Annotated in this window: 16 protein-coding genes; 7 read left to right on the top strand and 9 right to left on the bottom strand. The window is 66.6% G+C overall.

Translation table 11 applies throughout. The annotated features are described in order from the left end of the window. Positions 1-353: 353 nt before the first annotated feature. The 7 genes from ACSFBF_RS26845 to ACSFBF_RS26815 all read right to left on the bottom strand — a co-directional run bounded on the left by ACSFBF_RS26845 (position 354) and on the right by ACSFBF_RS26815 (position 7,125). Entirely contained in the window at positions 354-1,865 is a 1,512-nt protein-coding gene (locus tag ACSFBF_RS26845) for a tripartite tricarboxylate transporter permease (protein ID WP_093048886.1), read from the bottom strand. A gap of 19 nt (positions 1,866-1,884) precedes the next feature. Continuing rightward, positions 1,885-2,373 carry a tripartite tricarboxylate transporter TctB family protein gene (locus ACSFBF_RS26840; RefSeq protein ID WP_435472362.1) on the bottom strand — a complete coding sequence of 163 codons (489 nt, stop codon included), beginning with the start codon at positions 2,371-2,373 and terminating at the stop codon, positions 1,885-1,887. A 136-nt stretch (positions 2,374-2,509) separates the two neighbouring features. Continuing rightward, entirely contained in the window at positions 2,510-4,306 is a 1,797-nt protein-coding gene (gene tfpB / locus ACSFBF_RS26835) for a type IV pilus assembly ATPase TfpB (RefSeq protein ID WP_435472360.1), read from the bottom strand. Then, the gene (locus ACSFBF_RS26830) at positions 4,303-5,088 is read right to left on the bottom strand and encodes a class I SAM-dependent methyltransferase (protein ID WP_435472358.1); all 786 of its coding nucleotides are present in this window, start codon (positions 5,086-5,088) and stop codon (positions 4,303-4,305) included. The genes tfpB and ACSFBF_RS26830 overlap by 4 nt, the downstream gene beginning before the upstream one ends. A gap of 8 nt (positions 5,089-5,096) precedes the next feature. Further along, a complete protein-coding gene (locus tag ACSFBF_RS26825) occupies positions 5,097-5,627 on the bottom strand; it encodes a DNA-deoxyinosine glycosylase (RefSeq protein ID WP_093048874.1) in 531 nt (176 codons plus the stop codon). 100 nt (positions 5,628-5,727) lie between these two features. After that, positions 5,728-6,135, bottom strand: a complete 408-nt coding sequence (locus ACSFBF_RS26820) for a hypothetical protein (protein ID WP_435472356.1) — start codon at positions 6,133-6,135, stop codon at positions 5,728-5,730. Between the two features lie 129 nt (positions 6,136-6,264). Further along, a complete protein-coding gene (locus ACSFBF_RS26815) occupies positions 6,265-7,125 on the bottom strand; it encodes a TatD family hydrolase (protein ID WP_435472354.1) in 861 nt (286 codons plus the stop codon). Between the two features lie 88 nt (positions 7,126-7,213). Between ACSFBF_RS26815 and ACSFBF_RS26810 the strand changes: the two genes are divergently transcribed. Genes ACSFBF_RS26810 through ACSFBF_RS26795 form a run of 4 tightly spaced genes read left to right on the top strand, consistent with a single transcriptional unit; the run spans position 7,214 to position 11,274 of the window. Continuing rightward, on the top strand, positions 7,214-8,224 hold the full coding sequence (locus ACSFBF_RS26810) for a S1C family serine protease (protein ID WP_435472352.1): 1,011 nt from the start codon (positions 7,214-7,216) through the stop codon (positions 8,222-8,224). Between the two features lie 26 nt (positions 8,225-8,250). Further along, positions 8,251-9,267: an AAA family ATPase gene (locus ACSFBF_RS26805; protein WP_435472350.1), complete on the top strand. Its 1,017-nt coding sequence runs from the start codon at positions 8,251-8,253 to the stop codon at positions 9,265-9,267. Beyond that, positions 9,248-10,240, top strand: a complete 993-nt coding sequence (locus ACSFBF_RS26800; protein WP_435472348.1) for a DUF58 domain-containing protein — start codon at positions 9,248-9,250, stop codon at positions 10,238-10,240. Before ACSFBF_RS26805 ends, ACSFBF_RS26800 begins: the two co-directional genes overlap by 20 nt. Further along, positions 10,237-11,274, top strand: a complete 1,038-nt coding sequence (locus tag ACSFBF_RS26795; RefSeq protein ID WP_435472346.1) for a VWA domain-containing protein — start codon at positions 10,237-10,239, stop codon at positions 11,272-11,274. The genes ACSFBF_RS26800 and ACSFBF_RS26795 overlap by 4 nt, the downstream gene beginning before the upstream one ends. Here ACSFBF_RS26795 and ACSFBF_RS26790 read toward each other — a convergent pair. Further along, on the bottom strand, positions 11,258-11,902 hold the full coding sequence (locus ACSFBF_RS26790) for a TetR/AcrR family transcriptional regulator (protein WP_097199909.1): 645 nt from the start codon (positions 11,900-11,902) through the stop codon (positions 11,258-11,260). The two genes, ACSFBF_RS26795 and ACSFBF_RS26790, sit on opposite strands and share 17 nt — an antisense overlap. 73 nt (positions 11,903-11,975) lie before the next feature. After that, positions 11,976-12,578 (bottom strand): phenylacetic acid degradation protein PaaY, encoded by a 603-nt coding sequence (locus ACSFBF_RS26785; RefSeq protein WP_435472344.1) that lies wholly within the window; start codon positions 12,576-12,578, stop codon positions 11,976-11,978. Positions 12,579-12,729: 151 nt separating this feature from the next. Between ACSFBF_RS26785 and ACSFBF_RS26780 the strand changes: the two genes are divergently transcribed. Genes ACSFBF_RS26780 through paaK form a run of 3 tightly spaced genes read left to right on the top strand, consistent with a single transcriptional unit; the run spans position 12,730 to position 15,316 of the window. Continuing rightward, the gene (locus tag ACSFBF_RS26780; protein WP_435472342.1) at positions 12,730-13,533 is read left to right on the top strand and encodes an enoyl-CoA hydratase-related protein; all 804 of its coding nucleotides are present in this window, start codon (positions 12,730-12,732) and stop codon (positions 13,531-13,533) included. 3 nt (positions 13,534-13,536) lie between these two features. Next, positions 13,537-13,992 (top strand): hydroxyphenylacetyl-CoA thioesterase PaaI, encoded by a 456-nt coding sequence (gene paaI / locus ACSFBF_RS26775; RefSeq protein ID WP_435472340.1) that lies wholly within the window; start codon positions 13,537-13,539, stop codon positions 13,990-13,992. A gap of 13 nt (positions 13,993-14,005) precedes the next feature. Next, positions 14,006-15,316, top strand: a complete 1,311-nt coding sequence (gene paaK / locus ACSFBF_RS26770) for a phenylacetate--CoA ligase PaaK (RefSeq protein WP_435472338.1) — start codon at positions 14,006-14,008, stop codon at positions 15,314-15,316. The last annotated feature ends 29 nt before the right edge of the window (positions 15,317-15,345 follow it).

Below are 15,345 nucleotides of genomic sequence, written 5' to 3'. Positions count from 1 at the left end.
ATGCACAAGCTTCTGGCCATCGCCTACGGCGTCCTGAGGTCTCGAAAACCCTTCGACGCGAACTACCTCAAGACGGCCGGTGCTTGACAGGCACAACGGTGTCTTTATTTCGCTGCGCAAGGCACCCCATCGACGTGATCGTTCAGCGCAGCGGTTGATCGGCCGGCACAACGGCAGCGCCCATGTGCGAATGGCATCGGGTGCTCCCCGCAGCGAAATAAAGGAGGAGGCCGAAGGCCGGGGGACATTCGCGGAGGGGAGTACCCGGTGTCATTCGCACGCACCCCGAACACTCAGCACAAATGAAAAACGGCGCCCGAAGGCGCCGCTTTAAAGAGAGCGAAAAACCGTCGTCAATCTTCGACAAAGGCCTCTTCGCGCTTCGACTTCACAGCCGGCAACAGCACGATGATCAGCAGCAGTGCAGCCGCAGCCAGCAGGCTCGCCGAGATCGGACGCGTGACAAACACGCTCCAGTCGCCACGCGACAGCAGCAGCGAGCGGCGCAGGTTCTCTTCCATCATCGGCCCCAGGATGAAGCCCAGCAGCAACGGCGCAGGCTCGCAACCCAGCTTGAAGAAGGTGTAGCCCACCAGACCGAAGATGCCCACCATCCAGATGTCGAAGGTGTTGTTGTTGGTCGAGTACACGCCGATCGCGCAGAACAGCACGATCGCCGGGAACAGGTACTTGTACGGCACCGACAGCAGCTTGATCCACATGCCGATCAGCGGCAGATTCAGAATGATCAGCATCGCGTTGCCGATCCACATCGAGGCGATCAGGCCCCAGAACAGCTCGGGGTTGCTGGTCATCACCTGCGGGCCGGGCTGGATGTTGTGGATCGTCATTGCGCCCACCATCAGCGCCATCACCGCGTTGGGCGGAATGCCCAGCGTCAGCAGCGGAATGAAGGAAGTTTGCGCGCCGGCGTTGTTGGCCGACTCGGGAGCCGCCACGCCGCGAATGTTGCCCTTGCCGAAGGGCACTTCGCCCGGCTTCAGCTTGGTCTTCTTCTCGATCGTGTAAGCCGCAAAAGCCGCCAGCAGCGCGCCGCCGCCGGGCAAGATGCCAAGAGCTGCGCCCAGTGCCGTGCCGCGAAGCACCGCGGGAACCATGCGCTTGAAGTCTTCCTTGGTCGGGAACAGGCCCGAGACCTTGGCGGTGAACACTTCACGCTCGTCGTCCGGACGCGAGAGGTTGGCAATGATTTCGCCGTAGCCGAACACGCCCATGGCGATGGCCACGAAGCCGATGCCGTCGGTCAGTTCCGGGATGTCGAAGCTATAGCGAGCGACACCCGAGTTGACGTCGGTGCCGACCAGACCCATCAGCAGGCCCAGCACGATCATCGCGATGGCCTTGAGCAGCGAGCCCGAGGCCAGCACCACGGCGCCGATCAGGCCCAGGATCATCAGCGAGAAGTATTCGGCAGGGCCGAACTTGAAGGCCAGCTCGGTCAGCGGCGGCGCGAAGGCGGCCAGGATCAGCGTGCCCACGCAACCAGCGAAGAACGAACCCAGGCCGGCGGCGGCGAGTGCCGGTCCGGCCCTTCCCTTGCGCGCCATCTGGTAGCCGTCGATCACAGTCACCACCGACGAGGATTCGCCCGGCAGGTTGACCAGAATCGCAGTGGTGGAGCCGCCGTACTGCGCGCCGTAGTAGATACCGGCCAACATGATCAGCGCCGACACGGGCGGCAGCGCGTACGTGGCCGGCAGCAGCATCGCGATGGTCGCGACCGGGCCGATGCCCGGGAGCACACCGATCAGCGTGCCCAGAATGCAGCCGACCAGGCAGTACAGCAGGTTGGTGAAGGTAAAGGCAACGCCAAAACCCATCGAGAGGTGTTCAACCAATTCCATGATGTGAGCAGCTTTCTTCTCAGCCGGTGATGAAGGTCGGCCAGACCTGGATCTGGAGCTTCAGCGCCCAGATGAACGCGACATAGCTGCCGACGGCCAGCACAGTGGCCAGAACCAGCACGCTGGGCAGCTTGAACTCATGGCCCGCAAGGCTGCCGATGATCACCAGCGCGTAGATGGCGATGATCATGCCCATGGCGGGAACGCCGAGGCTGGGCAGGCCGCCGAGCAGGACGCCGAATGCGAGGTTGGCGCCCAGGATGAACACCACCTGCTTCCAGGCCCACTTGCCGATCTTTTCGCCGTCGGTGGTTTCAACGGTGAGCCCGCTGAACATGATCCCGAGGCCGATGAGGGCCATCAGGATGCCGAGCATCAACGGGAAATAACCCGGACCCATGCGGGCCCCGGTGCCCACGGTGTAGGTGGTGGCGCCCCATGCGAACGCCACACCCACCACCGTGAACATCAGACCCGAGAAAAAGTCTTTCTGACTCTTGATCTTCACGAACAGTCTCCTCGAACAAATTTCGATGCGGGATTGTCGAGTCAGCTTCCGGTCAGGCCGATGTGGATTCCACTAACCAAAGGCCTAGGGATAACCCGAAAGGCTTCAGCAGCCTTGCGAGTGTCGAACTGCCGGATTATTCCAGCGGCGGCGTGGCGCTCAGCACCTCTTCGATGGTCGTCACGCCTTCGGCCACGCGCAGCGCGCCGGCCAGCCGCAGCGGCCGCATGCCATCGATCACGGCCTGCCTGCGCAGCCCGCCCAGGTTGGGCTCCTTCGTGACCTGCGCCTTGAACGCCTCGCTGATGCTCAGCAGTTCGTACAGCCCCATGCGGCCCATGTACCCGGTCATGCGGCAATCGACGCAACCCACCGGCTTGTAGGCGCGCACCGAACCCGTGATCTGCCACGGCTTGACGATGGTCTCCAGCTTCTCGCGGGTGACGGTGTCGTCGGGCTGCTTGCAGTTGGGGCACAGCGTGCGCACCAGCCGCTGCGCGAGCACGCCCAGCATCACCGCGTTGATGAGGTACGAAGGCACGCCCAGCTCCATCAGCCGCGTGATGGCGCTCGGCGCGTCGTTGGTGTGCAGCGTGCTGAAAACCAGGTGGCCGGTGAGCGCGGCCTGCACCGCCATCTCGGCGGTGGCGAGGTCGCGGATTTCGCCGACCATGATGATGTCCGGGTCCTGCCGCATCAGCGCGCGCAGGCCTTCGGTAAACCCAAAGTCGAGCTGCGGCTGCACCTGCGTCTGGTTGAACGACGGCTCGATCATTTCGATCGGGTCTTCCACCGTGCTCACGTTGACCTCTTCGGTCGCCACGCGCTTCAGGGTGGAATACAGCGTGGTGGTCTTGCCCGAGCCCGTGGGCCCGGTCACGAGGATGATGCCGTTGGGCCGCGTGACCAGCTGCTCCCAGCGCTGCGCGTCGTGCTGCGCGAAGCCCAGCGCGTCGAGGTCTTTCACCGCTGTGTCGGGGTCGAAGATCCGCATCACCATCTTCTCGCCGAAGGCGGTCGGCAGGGTCGACAGGCGCATTTCGACTTCGTCGCCGCGCATGTTGCGGGTCTTGATGCGGCCGTCGAGCGGGCGGCGCTTTTCCACCACGTCCATGCGGCCCAGCAGCTTGATGCGCGCGACCATCGCGTTCATCACGCCCATCGGCATCTGGTAGGCCGGATGCAGGATGCCGTCGATGCGAAAGCGGATCACGCCCTGCTCGCGGCGCGGCTCCAGGTGGATGTCGCTCGCGCGCTGGTCGAAGGCGTATTGCCACAGCCAGTCGACCACCTGCACCACGCTCTGGTCGTTGGCGTCGAGCTGCTTGTTGCTCTTGCCGAGCTCCACCAGCTGCTCGAAGCTCGCGCCGCCGGTGTTGCCGCCGGCCTTCTGCGCGGCCCGCACCGACTTCGCGAGCGCGAAGAACTCGGCCGTGTAGCGCTGGATGTCGGCCGGGTTGGCGACCACGCGGCGCACCGAGCGGCGCGCCTGCCGCTCGACCTCGGCGATCCAGTCGGTGAGAAAGGGCTCTGCCGTGGCCACCACCACCTCGTTGGGCAGCACCTGCACCGGCAGCACCTTGTGGCGCTCGGCGTAGGCGGCGCTCATGGTGTCGGCCACCTTGCCCACGTCGACCTTGAGCGGGTCGATTCGCAGGTACGTGAGCCCGGCGCGGCCCGCGAGCCATTGCGTGAGCATTTCGAGGTCGAGCGGCTTGTTGTCGCTCTCCCGCGTCATGGCCACGTTGGCCAGCCGCACCAGCGGCGCCTGCCGGCTTTCGGCCTGCGCGCAGCGCGCGATGGTGCGCTTGGCTTCGACCGGGGAAATCACGCCATCAGCGGCGAGCCACTCGATCAGGCGCCGCAATTCGAGCGGGCCTTCGTGGCGGGCGGCCAAAGGGGCGGGAGCAGAAACAGTGGGAACAGCGCTCATGAGCCGGCAGGTCGAGTGATTGAAATATTCAGGGGCTTGAAAACCCGCAACCATTTCGGCGCGGGCAAGCCCCAGCGAGTCTGGATCGTTTGGGCGCGCTCGGCAAGCGCCTCGCGCTTCGGACGGCTCGGCGTGCGCTGCGCGAGCACCACCGTGTTGCCTTCGCGCGTCGGCTTGAAGGCCCAGACGGCGTCGGCACCGAATGCGCCGGCGATCTTTTCAAGGCTGCGCTCGTAGCTCGACGAGCGGCCGAAGAGGTTGACCGTCATGCAGCCGTCTTCGGTGAGCAGCGCGCGGCAGTCGGCGTAGAAGTCTTCGCTGTCGAGCACGGGCGCGGCGGCCTCGTGGTCGTACAGGTCGACCTGCAAGGCATCGACCGTGCCGTGCCATTCGGGCTTGCGGATCTCGGCGGCCGCGTCGGCGATCACCACGCGCAGCTTGGGGTCGTCAGGCGGCAGCTTGAACCAGCCGCGGCAGGCCGACACGACCTGCGGATTGAGCTCGATGGCGGTGGTGCGCATGCGCAGGATCTTGCGGCTGAACTTGGTGAGCGTGGCCGCGCCCAGGCCGAGTTGCATCGCATGGCGGCTGGCGACGGTCTTGCCGTCTGCAAAAAGCAGCCAGGCCATCATGCGCTGCACGTATTCGAGTTCGATCTCGAAGGGCGCGTCGAGCTTCATCGAACCCTGGACCCATTCGGTGCCCAGGTGCAGGTAGCGGATGTCGCCCCAGTCGGAAAAATTGACTTCGGGGAGAGATATTGAAGTTTTGCTCGATGCCATCGATGCCGTCAGACGACTAGTTTGTGGGTGGCCAGCACCTCGCGCCATGCCGCGAGCTTGCGCTCGAAGCTCCACGACGCATTGGCGGGACTGGTGGAAGGCAGCTGGTAGACCGGCACGCCGAGGGTGCGTGTGTGGCGTGCGTGCTTGAAGCTCTCGCCGCCGTTGTGCGCGATGGCCGCGAGCTTCGGCAGATGCAGCCCGGCGATGTCGTTCGCCACGGGCGCGCGGATGGCCGAGTCGAGGCTGCCCTCGCGCTCGCAAGACGCGTACACGTCCCACACGCCCAGGCCGCGGTCGAGCAGCCAGCGGCAGCGCTGCGCGTAGCTGTCTACGCCCGACGGCAAAGGGACTTCGGGCCAGACGGCTTGCAAGATCTTCCAGAACTGGTTTTGGGGGTGTGCATAGTACTGCTGCCGCTCGAGCGACTTGACGCCCGGGAAGCTGCCGAGGATGAGCACGGCCGTTGCAGGCGAGACGATAGGCGCCAACCCCGTGAGCATGGAGCTGGCGGCATCGGATGCGGCGGGTGGATTCATGGCCGGCATCGTGCCACCGTCCCTCACGCACTTGCGCGGCCCATGAAAAAACCCGCCGAAGCGGGTTCTTTCGCGAAGGCCGAAGCCGGCTTGTCAGCTCTTACTTCTTGGCTGCTTCGTTCTCGGCCGTGCCGGGGATCTTCTCGCCGATGGCCTTGCCGGTGCTGCGCATGCCGTCGGCCGTCTTGTGGCCAGCGCCTTCGACGACTTCACCGGTCTTGGTGGCTGCCTTCTTGGTGGCGGTGGTGGCCTTCTTGGTCGTGCTCTTGGTGGCGCTCCAGGCCTTCTTGGTGCCCTTTTCGGTGGCGGCGACGGCCTTCTTGGTGGTGCGCTTGGTGGCGTCGACGGCGTCCTTGCCGGCTTCCTTCACCTTTTCAGTGGTGGAGGGCTCGGCCGGGGCCGGGGCGGTGGCAGCAGGCGCGGTGGTCTGGGCCACGGCCGACACGCCGATGGAGGCGAGCGCCAGCGCGAGGACGACGGGCACGGTGCGAATGAAAGAAGTGGTCATGTAAAGCTCCTTGTTGGATGAAGTTTTGAGTGACTGACTTGCCACTGAACCAGCAACGAACTGGTGAAGTTCAAGGATGACAGCAAATCCACGGCATCTGCACGCATCCGGGCAGATCGGGGCATTGGCCTACGCGGGGTGCGGCGGGCGTTCCGACAAGGCCATGAGGTTTTCGAGACGCGGCAGCGTTTCGAGCGCGTTCCGGGTGGTGGCCGCGGCCAGCTCCTCGATGCCGATGCCCCGCAGGCCGGCCACCACTTCGGCGATGCGCGGTAGTTCGGCCGGCTCGTTGCGGCCCTGCGGTTCGCCGGCGTCGCGCTGGGCCTGCGTGCGGTACAGCCAGTGCGGCTGGATGTCGGGCGCATCGGTCTCCATCACGATCGATTCGATCGGCAGCGTGGTGGCCAGCCGCCGCAGCTGCAGAGCCCGCTCGAAGGTCACCGCGCCGCCGAAGCCCAGCTTCAGGCCAAGATCGATGCACGCATGGGCCTGCTGCTCGCTGCCGTTGAAGGCATGGGCAATGCCCTGCCACGGCTTGCCGCCTGCCGTCTGCCGCAGGTGCTTGAGCACCTTGTCGACCGAGCGCCGCACGTGAATGAGCACGGGTAACCTATGCCTGCGTGCCAGTTGCAACTGAGTGTGAAAAAAGCGCTCCTGCTTCGGGCCGTCGAGCCCTTCGACGAAGTAGTCGAGCCCGATCTCGCCGACCGCCACGAGCCGCGGGTCGCCGCGCCGCGCGGTCAACTCGGCATCGAGGGTTTCGAGGTCTTCGTCCTTCGCCTCACCAGTGCACAACGGGTGGATTCCCAGCGCGTAGGCATCGCCCTGCGCATGGGCCAGTTCGCGCACAGTGGCGAAATTAAAGACGGCCACCGCCGGGATCACGCACATCGCCACCCCCTGCCCGGCGGCGCGGGCGCGCAGGGCCGGCATCTCCGCACCGAATTCGGGCGCATCCAGATGGCAGTGGGTATCGACGAAGGTAGCCATCGCACGATGATGCCTGACGGGATGCGCAGGCGCGGAAAGCGTGCTACTGTGAACTCCTTCACGCGATTTTTTAGCCGGAGGTGCTCCGATGCGCAGGCCCGCTTTCTACAGCCGTTCGCCCCGCACGCTGCCACCGGCCGCAGACGAGGCGGCCGAACGGGCGGATGCGCCAGCATCGGCCGAAAACGCCGGCGGGGGTCAGGCCCTGCAGGCCGCTCCCGTCAAGAAGCCCGGCTGGCAACCCGGCCGCCGCAGCTTCGCCTTGCTCATCATGTTGTCGGCCGCGCTGATCACCGGCGCCGCGCTGTGGATGCCGCGCCCGGGCGCCAAGGCCCTCACGCAAAAAGACATCGACGCAGCCGTGCTGCGCACGCTGCAGACCAACACCCTGCCCTCACCCGCGGCCAAGGCGGCCGACATCATCCGGCCCTCGGTGGTGCGGGTGGTGAGCTACGGCGAAGAAAAGCACACGCCCGAAGCCAAGACCCAGAAGCGCGGACGCAACCTTGCCAAGGGCAAGCCGCCCGAAGCCCCCAACGACGGCGAGGCGCCGGGCGAGGTCGAGCGCGGCGTGGGCACGGGCGTGGTGATCGTCGACAAGGGCGTGATCCTCACCAACCTGCATGTGGTCGCCGGCGCCGACAAGATCAAGGTCACCTTCTACGACGGGCTGGAAGCCATCGCCACCATCACCGGCGTGCAGCCCGAGAACGACCTCGCGGTGCTGCAGGCGCAAAAGATTCCCGACGACCTGATCCCCGCCACCATGCGCTCGACCGCCGACCTGCGCCCCGGTGACCAGGTGGCGGCCGTGGGCTTTCCTTTCGGCATCGGGCCGTCTGTGTCGGCTGGCGTGGTGTCGGGCCTGAAGCGCTCGTTCCGCTCGCCCGAGGGCAAGCAGGAGCTGGGCAACCTGATCCAGTTCGACGCGGCAGCCAACCCCGGCAACTCGGGCGGGCCGCTGATCAACATGGACGGCGAGGTGCTCGGCATCGTCACCGCCATCCTCAACCCGACGCAGCAGCGCACCTTCATCGGCATCGGCTTCGCGGTGCCCATCGAGAACGCCGCGTCCGCTGCGGGTTCGCCACCGTTCTGACCGTTCCTTCTTCGAAAGTCCTTCGCATGAGCACAGCAGAGACCGCCAACCCCACGCCCGCCGGCACCGCCGAACTGATGGAGCAGATCCTCTACGAGGTGAAGCGCGTGGTCGTGGCCCAGGACCGCTTTCTGGAGCGCGTGATGGTCGCCATGCTCGCGGGCGGGCACCTGCTGGTCGAAGGCGTGCCGGGCCTTGCGAAGACGCTCACCATCAAGACGCTGGCCGACACCGTGCGCGGCCAGTTCAAGCGCATCCAGTTCACGCCCGACCTGGTGCCCGCCGACCTCGTGGGCACGCGCATCTACAACCAGAAGACGGGCGAGTTCAGCACCTCGCTGGGCCCGGTGTTCGCCAACCTGCTGCTGGCCGACGAAATCAACCGCGCACCGGCCAAGGTGCAGAGCGCGCTGCTCGAAGTGATGCAGGAGCGCCAAGTCACCATCGCCGGCGAAACGCACAAGGTGCCGCGCCCCTTCCTCGTGATGGCCACGCAGAACCCCATCGAGACCGAAGGCACCTACCCGCTGCCCGAGGCGCAGGTCGACCGCTTCATGATGAAGGTGCTGGTCGACTACCCGAGCGACGAGGAAGAATTCGTCATCGTCCAGCGCGTGATCGGCCCGCCCGTCAACGCCACGCCGGTCGCCACCACCGATCAGCTCGCGGCGCTGCAGGCCGAGGCGCGGCGCGTGTATGTCGACCCCTCGCTCATTCAATACGCCGTGAAGCTGGTGTCGGCCACGCGCACGCCCGAGAAGCACGGCCTGAAAGACCTGCGCCGCTTCATCACCTTCGGCGCCAGCCCGCGCGCCAGCATCAGCCTGACCGAAGGCGCGCGCGCCCTGGCGCTGCTGCGCGGCCGCAGCTATGCGCTGCCGGAAGACATGACGGCGCTGGTGCCCGACGTGCTGCGCCACCGCGTGACGCTTTCATACGAAGGCTTGTCCGAAGGCCTGACGCCCGACGGACTGGTCGAGAAGATCATGCGTGCAGTCCCCGCTCCACCGAAACCGCTCGAACATGAAAAGCTGGTGGCGTAAGGCCCCCGCGGCCGCAAACGACGAACGGCTCGCCGCAGAAGCCGGTGGGGCCGAACGCGCGCTGCGCCGGCTCGAATGGACCGTGATCCGCCGCCTCGACGGCCTGTTGCAGGGCGACTACCGCACGCTGATGCGCGGCACCGGGCTCGACCTGGCCGACCTGCGCGAGTACCAGCACCACGACGATGTGCGCCACATCGACTGGAACGTCACTGCCCGGCTGCAGACCCCGCACGTTCGCGTGTTCACCGAAGACCGCGAAATGGCCGCGTGGTTCGTGCTCGACCTGAGCCGCTCGGTCGATTTCGGCTCGGGCCTGAAGGCCAAGCGCGAGATTTCAGCAGGCTTCGTCGGCGTGCTGGCGCGGCTGCTCACACGGCACGGCAACCGGGTTGGCGCGCTGGTCTACGGCCGCGACCTCGAAGCGGTGATTCCGCCACGCACCGGCCGGCGCCACGTGCTGCACCTGCTGCATGCGATGGAAAAGCGCGCCGGCAAGGCCGAGACTGCCCCCACGCAGAAAGGCATGACGCGCCTGGACGACCTGCTCAAGTCGGCCGCCACGCTGATGCCGCGCCGCTCCACCGTGTTCGTGGTGTCCGACTTCCTGAGCGAGCCCGGTTGGGAGCGCCCATTGGGCCAACTGGTGCAGCGCCACGAGGTGATCGCCGTGCGCCTGTTCGACCCGCTCGAACTCGAGTTGCCCGACCTCGGCCTGGTGCCGCTGCGCGATGCCGAGACCGGCGAGCAGCTGTGGGTCGACACCCACGACGCGGGCTTTCGCAAGCGCTTCGCGCGCCTGGCGTCCGAACGTGAAACCGCCCTGCGCGAAGCGCTGGCCAGGGCCGGCGTCGATGCGCTCGAACTCTCGACCCAGGACGACCTGGTGGAAGCCATCGTCCGTTTCGCCGATATGCGCAAGCGCCGCACGCGCATCGGCGGCCCAGCTGGCATGAAGGCGGTGGCAGCATGACTTTTCTCTGGCCTCAATTCCTCTGGCTGCTGGCGGCCCTGCCGCTGCTGATCCTGCTCTACCTCTGGCTGCTGCGGCGCAAGAAGAAGCTGGCGGTGCGCTATGCCAGCCTGTCGATCGTGCGCGAAGCCATGGGCACCGGGCAGAGCATCCGGCGGCACATTCCGCCCATGCTGTTCCTGCTGGCCATGGCCGCGATGCTGGTGGCCGCCGCGCGGCCGATGGCCGTTGTGGTGCTGCCGTCGAACCAGCAGACCATCATCCTCGCGATGGACGTGTCGGGCAGCATGCGCGCGGCCGACGTTCTGCCCAACCGGCTCGTGGCCGCGCAGGAGGCGGCCAAGAGCTTCATCAAGGATTTGCCGCGCAGCGTGAAGGTGGGCATCGTCGCCTTCGCGGGCAGCGCGCAGGTGGCGCAGCTGCCCACCACCAACCACGAAGACCTGGTGACCGCCATCGACAGCTTCCAGCTGCAGCGCGCCACCGCCACTGGCAATGCCATCGTGGTATCGCTGGCCACGCTGTTCCCCGACGCGGGCATCGACGTCGAGCAGTTCAGCGCACCGAGCCGCCAGCGTGGCGCGGCCATCGACCAGAACGAGAAGAAGCTCAAGGACTTCACGCCCGTGGCGCCCGGCTCGTTCACCTCGGCCGCGATCATCATGCTGACCGACGGCCAGCGCACCACAGGCGTCGACCCGCTCGACGCGGCCAAGGCCGCGGCCGACCGCGGCGTGCGCATCTACACGGTGGGCGTGGGCACGGTCGATGGCGAAACCATCGGCTTCGAAGGCTGGTCGATGCGAGTGCGGCTCGACGAAGACACCCTCAAGGCCATCGCCAACAAGACGAACGCCGAGTACTTCTACGCCGGCACCGCGAACGACCTGAAGAAGGTCTATGAGACGCTCAGCTCCAAGCTCACCGTGGAGAAAAAAGAAACCGAAATCTCGGCGCTGTTCGCAATGTGCGCGGCGGTGCTGACGCTGCTGTCGGCGGGGCTGTCGCTGCTCTGGTTCAACCGGATTCTTTAGCAGGCCTTCGCGGTTTGGCCGCCGGCGCATCGGGCGTCTTCACCGCCCCGATGCCCCCCAGGAACAGATCGGCCACGATCGGCGCAATGGCCGCGTGGTCGAGCCGGCCGCCGGGCTTCATCCAGGTGAACATCCAGTTGATCATGCCGAACAGCAGCATGGTCAGCGGCTTGGCGAGATCGTCGCTGGGCGCGCCGGGGCGCAGCGCCGACACGGCGCGCGCAAAGCCCGCGACCACCTCGCGCTCCTTGTCGAGCACGCGTTCGCGGTCGGCTTCCGCGAGAAAGCGCACGTCGTCGGTCAGCACGCGGTGCGCGTCCTGCGCGCCGGCGTATTCCTCGACGATGCGGTAGATGAAGCGGCGCAGGCGCTGTTCGTCGGTGTGCGTCGAGGCCTCTTCCTCGGCCACCAGTGCCGCGAGCTTGGAGACGTGCGTCTCGGCGATGCTGATCAGCAGGCTGCTCTTGTCCTTGTAGTAGTGATAGAGCGTGGCCTTCGAGAGACCACAGGCCTCGGCCACCTGGTTCATCGAGGTGGCGGGATAGCCGCTGCGCGCGAACAGCTGGGCGGCCTGCGCGAGGATCAGTTCACGCTGATCGTCGTAAGTGGCGGATCTTCCACGCGGCATCGGGTCGGTTTCCTGGGTTGGACTGTTGGGGACAACGCGCGATCTTGCACGAAGCGCGGATCGGGGGATCGGGTCAGCCCCGCTTGGTGGCAATGAGCGAACGCACCTCGGTGGCCGGCAGGCGCGGGCGGCCTGCCTCGACCTGCGCGAGCGGCGCCACTTCATGCAGGCTCGCGAGGCTGCGCACCGTGAGCTCCTGGTAGGTCTGCGTGCCTTCGAGCTTCCAGGCGATCTCGTCCTCGCTCAGCTCGCGCTTCACCTTGGCCGGAATGCCCGCGACCAGCGAGCGCGCCGGCACCTTCATGCCGGCCGGCACAAAGGCGCAGGCCGCGACGATGGCTTTTTCGCCGATCTCGGCCTCGTCCATCACCACCGCGTTCATGCCCACCAGCGCGTCGCGCCGCACGATACAGCTGTGCAGGATCGCGCCGTGGCCGATGTGGCCGTTGACCTCTATCACCGTGTCGTTGCCGGGAAAGCCGTGCACGCAGCAGTGGTCCTGCACATTCGAGCCCTCCTCCAGCACGATGCGGCCGAAGTCGCCGCGCAGGCTGGCGCAGGGGCCTACATAACAGTTCGGGCCGACGATCACGTCGCCGATCAGCACCGCCGTGGGGTGCACGTACGCGCTCGGGTCGACGACCGGAATCACGCCGTCGATGGAATAGCTGGGCATTCGGTCTCCTTTATTTTTCGCGGGACTCAGGGTTTGCCCTGAATAGCTCCCGCTTGTGCCGGTAGCAAGCTGGATACTAAAATCAACCGAACGGTCGGTCAATAGTGTTTGCACTCCGATCCGCTCCCACAAAGGATGAAAGAGACACGCGATGACTGAGCCTTTGGTACTCACCGGCAACGCCGGCGCCGTGCGCACGTTGAGCCTCAACCGCCCCGCGGCGCTCAACAGCTTCACGACGCAGCTGCACGCCGAACTCATGGCGGCGCTGGAGCTGGCGGCTCAAGACGAAAGCGTGCGCTGCGTGGTGCTCACGGGCGCAGGCCGCGCCTTCTGCGCAGGGCAGGACCTGGCCGACCCTTCGGTCGCCCCCGACCCGACGCCCGGCGCCGCGCCCAAGGACCTGGGCCATGTCATCTCCACGTACTACGCCCCGCTGGTCGCGCGCCTGCGCTCGATGCCGGTGCCGGTGATCGCAGCCGTCAACGGCGTGGCCGCCGGAGCGGGCGCCAACCTCGCGCTGTGCTGCGACCTCGTGGTGGCGGCCCGTTCGGCCAGCTTCATCCAGGCTTTCACCAAGATCGGCCTCGTGCCCGACACCGGCGGCACCTGGCTGCTGCCGCGCCTCGTGGGTTCGGCTCGCGCGCTTGGCATCGCGCTGCTGGGCGACAAGCTGCCAGCAGAAGAAGCAGCGCGCATCGGCCTGATCTGGCAGTGCGTGGACGACGCGGCGCTGACTGAAACCACGGCAGCGCTCGCACTGAAGCTGGCCGGCATGCCGACCCGCGCCCTCGTCGCCACGCGCCAGGCCATGGCCGCCGCGCAGGACATGGACCTCGGCACGGCACTCGCCGAAGAAGCCCGCCTCCAGCGCGACATGGGCAACGCCGACGACTACCGCGAAGGCGTCGAAGCCTTCCGCGCCAAGCGCGCGCCCGTGTTCAAGGATCGCTGAGCCATGACCGACACCACCCGCACACCCCAGCAGACGGCCGAGTACGTCCGCGACGGCATGTTCGAGAACGACAACGCCAGCAAGGGCCTGGGCATGCGCATCGTCGAGGTCGGCCCCGGCCAGGCCAGCATCGAGATGCGCGTGCGCGCCGACATGCTCAACGGCCACGCCATCTGCCACGGCGGCTTCATGGCCACGCTGGCCGATTCGACCTTCGCCTTTGCCTGCAACTCGTACAACGAGCTGACCGTGGCCTCGGGTTTTTCCATTGACTTCATCGCCCCGGCGCGCGAGGGCGACCTGCTCACCGCGCGCTGCCACGAGGTGTCCAAGGCCGGGCGCACCGGCCTGTACGACACCGAAATCACCAACCAGCACGGCGAGCGCATCGCGATGTTCCGCGGCCGTTCTTACACAGCCAAGGGCCGCCCCGCCGTCCCGAACGCCGCTGCCGCCTGAGGAGACAACAGACATGACCGTGAAACGCCCCGCCCCCGGCGACCTGGACCCCATCGAAACCGCCAGCCGTGACGAGATCGCCGCGCTGCAGCTCACCCGACTGCGCACCACACTGCAGCGCGCCTACGACAACGTGCCGCACTACCGCAAGGCCTTCGACGCCAAGGGCGTGCACCCCGACGACCTGAAGTCGCTCGCCGACCTGTCGAAGTTCCCGTTCACGGTGAAGAGCGACCTGCGCGACAACTACCCCTTCGGCATGTTCGCCGTGCCGCGCGAAAACGTCGCGCGCATCCATGCGTCGTCGGGCACCACCGGCAAGCCGACGGTGGTCGGCTACACGCTGAAAGACATCGACACCTGGGCCAACCTCGTGGCGCGTTCCATCCGCGCGGCGGGCGGGCGGCCCGGCGACATGGTGCACGTGTCGTACGGCTACGGCCTCTTCACCGGCGGCCTCGGCGCGCACTACGGCGCCGAGCGCGCGGGCTGCACCGTCATCCCGATGTCGGGCGGGCAGACCGAGAAGCAGGTGCAGATCATCCAGGACTTCAAGCCGAACATCATCATGGTCACGCCCAGCTACATGCAGGTGATCATCGAGCAGTTCGAGCGCCAGGGCCTCGACGCCAAAGACAGCTCGCTGAAGGTCGGCATCTTCGGCGCCGAGCCGTGGACCGAAGCCATGCGCCGCGACATCGAGGCCAAGGCCGGCATCGACGCGGTGGACATCTACGGCCTGAGCGAAGTGATGGGCCCCGGCGTGGCCAGCGAATGCGTCGAGAGCAAGGACGGCCCCGTCATCTGGGAAGACCACTTCTACCCCGAGATCATCGACCCCGAGACCGGCGAGCTGAAGGCCGACGGCGAAGAAGGCGAACTGGTCTTCACCTCGCTGAGCAAGGAGGCCATGCCCATCGTGCGCTACCGCACGCGCGACCTCACGCGCCTGCTGGCGCCCACCTCGCGTTCGTTCCGCCGCATGGGCAAGATCGTCGGGCGCAGCGACGACATGATGATCATCCGCGGCGTCAACGTCTTCCCCACGCAGGTCGAAGAAATCGTGCTCGCGCACAAGGCGCTGTCAGGCCTCTACCAGGTGCACGTGAGCCGCGCCGACAAGCTCGACCAGGTCGAGGTGCACTGCGAGCTCAACCCCGCCGACGCGGCCTCGGCGGACCGCGCCGCCATCGGCGAGTGGGTGCAGCACCGCGTGAAGACGCTCATCGGTATTTCCACGCGCGTGGTGGTTCACGCGCCCAACGAGATGGAACGCACGCAAACCGGCAAGGCACGCCGCGTGATCGACACGCGCCCGCGCTGAACCACCCCTCACACCCCACCGAAAGGACA

This window comes from Variovorax nivicola, from assembly GCF_051216475.1.
In the GTDB taxonomy this organism is placed as follows: domain Bacteria; phylum Pseudomonadota; class Gammaproteobacteria; order Burkholderiales; family Burkholderiaceae_C; genus Variovorax.
This window is presented reverse-complemented; position numbering and strand designations above follow the sequence as displayed.

Bases quoted from the DNA above. Each gene is read 5' to 3' on its own strand.
- ACSFBF_RS26845 (WP_093048886.1), bottom strand. From the start codon at position 1,865: ATGGAATTGGTTGAACACCTCTCGATGGGTTTTGGCGTTGCCTTTACC.
- tfpB (WP_435472360.1), bottom strand. From the start codon at position 4,306: ATGAGCGCTGTTCCCACTGTTTCTGCTCCCGCCCCTTTGGCCGCCCGC.
- ACSFBF_RS26830 (WP_435472358.1), bottom strand. From the start codon at position 5,088: ATGGCATCGAGCAAAACTTCAATATCTCTCCCCGAAGTCAATTTTTCC.
- ACSFBF_RS26825 (WP_093048874.1), bottom strand. From the start codon at position 5,627: ATGAATCCACCCGCCGCATCCGATGCCGCCAGCTCCATGCTCACGGGG.
- ACSFBF_RS26820 (WP_435472356.1), bottom strand. From the start codon at position 6,135: ATGACCACTTCTTTCATTCGCACCGTGCCCGTCGTCCTCGCGCTGGCG.
- ACSFBF_RS26815 (WP_435472354.1), bottom strand. From the start codon at position 7,125: ATGGCTACCTTCGTCGATACCCACTGCCATCTGGATGCGCCCGAATTC.
- ACSFBF_RS26810 (WP_435472352.1), top strand. From the start codon at position 7,214: ATGCGCAGGCCCGCTTTCTACAGCCGTTCGCCCCGCACGCTGCCACCG.
- ACSFBF_RS26805 (WP_435472350.1), top strand. From the start codon at position 8,251: ATGAGCACAGCAGAGACCGCCAACCCCACGCCCGCCGGCACCGCCGAA.
- ACSFBF_RS26800 (WP_435472348.1), top strand. From the start codon at position 9,248: ATGAAAAGCTGGTGGCGTAAGGCCCCCGCGGCCGCAAACGACGAACGG.
- ACSFBF_RS26795 (WP_435472346.1), top strand. From the start codon at position 10,237: ATGACTTTTCTCTGGCCTCAATTCCTCTGGCTGCTGGCGGCCCTGCCG.
- ACSFBF_RS26790 (WP_097199909.1), bottom strand. From the start codon at position 11,902: ATGCCGCGTGGAAGATCCGCCACTTACGACGATCAGCGTGAACTGATC.
- ACSFBF_RS26785 (WP_435472344.1), bottom strand. From the start codon at position 12,578: ATGCCCAGCTATTCCATCGACGGCGTGATTCCGGTCGTCGACCCGAGC.
- ACSFBF_RS26780 (WP_435472342.1), top strand. From the start codon at position 12,730: ATGACTGAGCCTTTGGTACTCACCGGCAACGCCGGCGCCGTGCGCACG.
- paaI (WP_435472340.1), top strand. From the start codon at position 13,537: ATGACCGACACCACCCGCACACCCCAGCAGACGGCCGAGTACGTCCGC.
- paaK (WP_435472338.1), top strand. From the start codon at position 14,006: ATGACCGTGAAACGCCCCGCCCCCGGCGACCTGGACCCCATCGAAACC.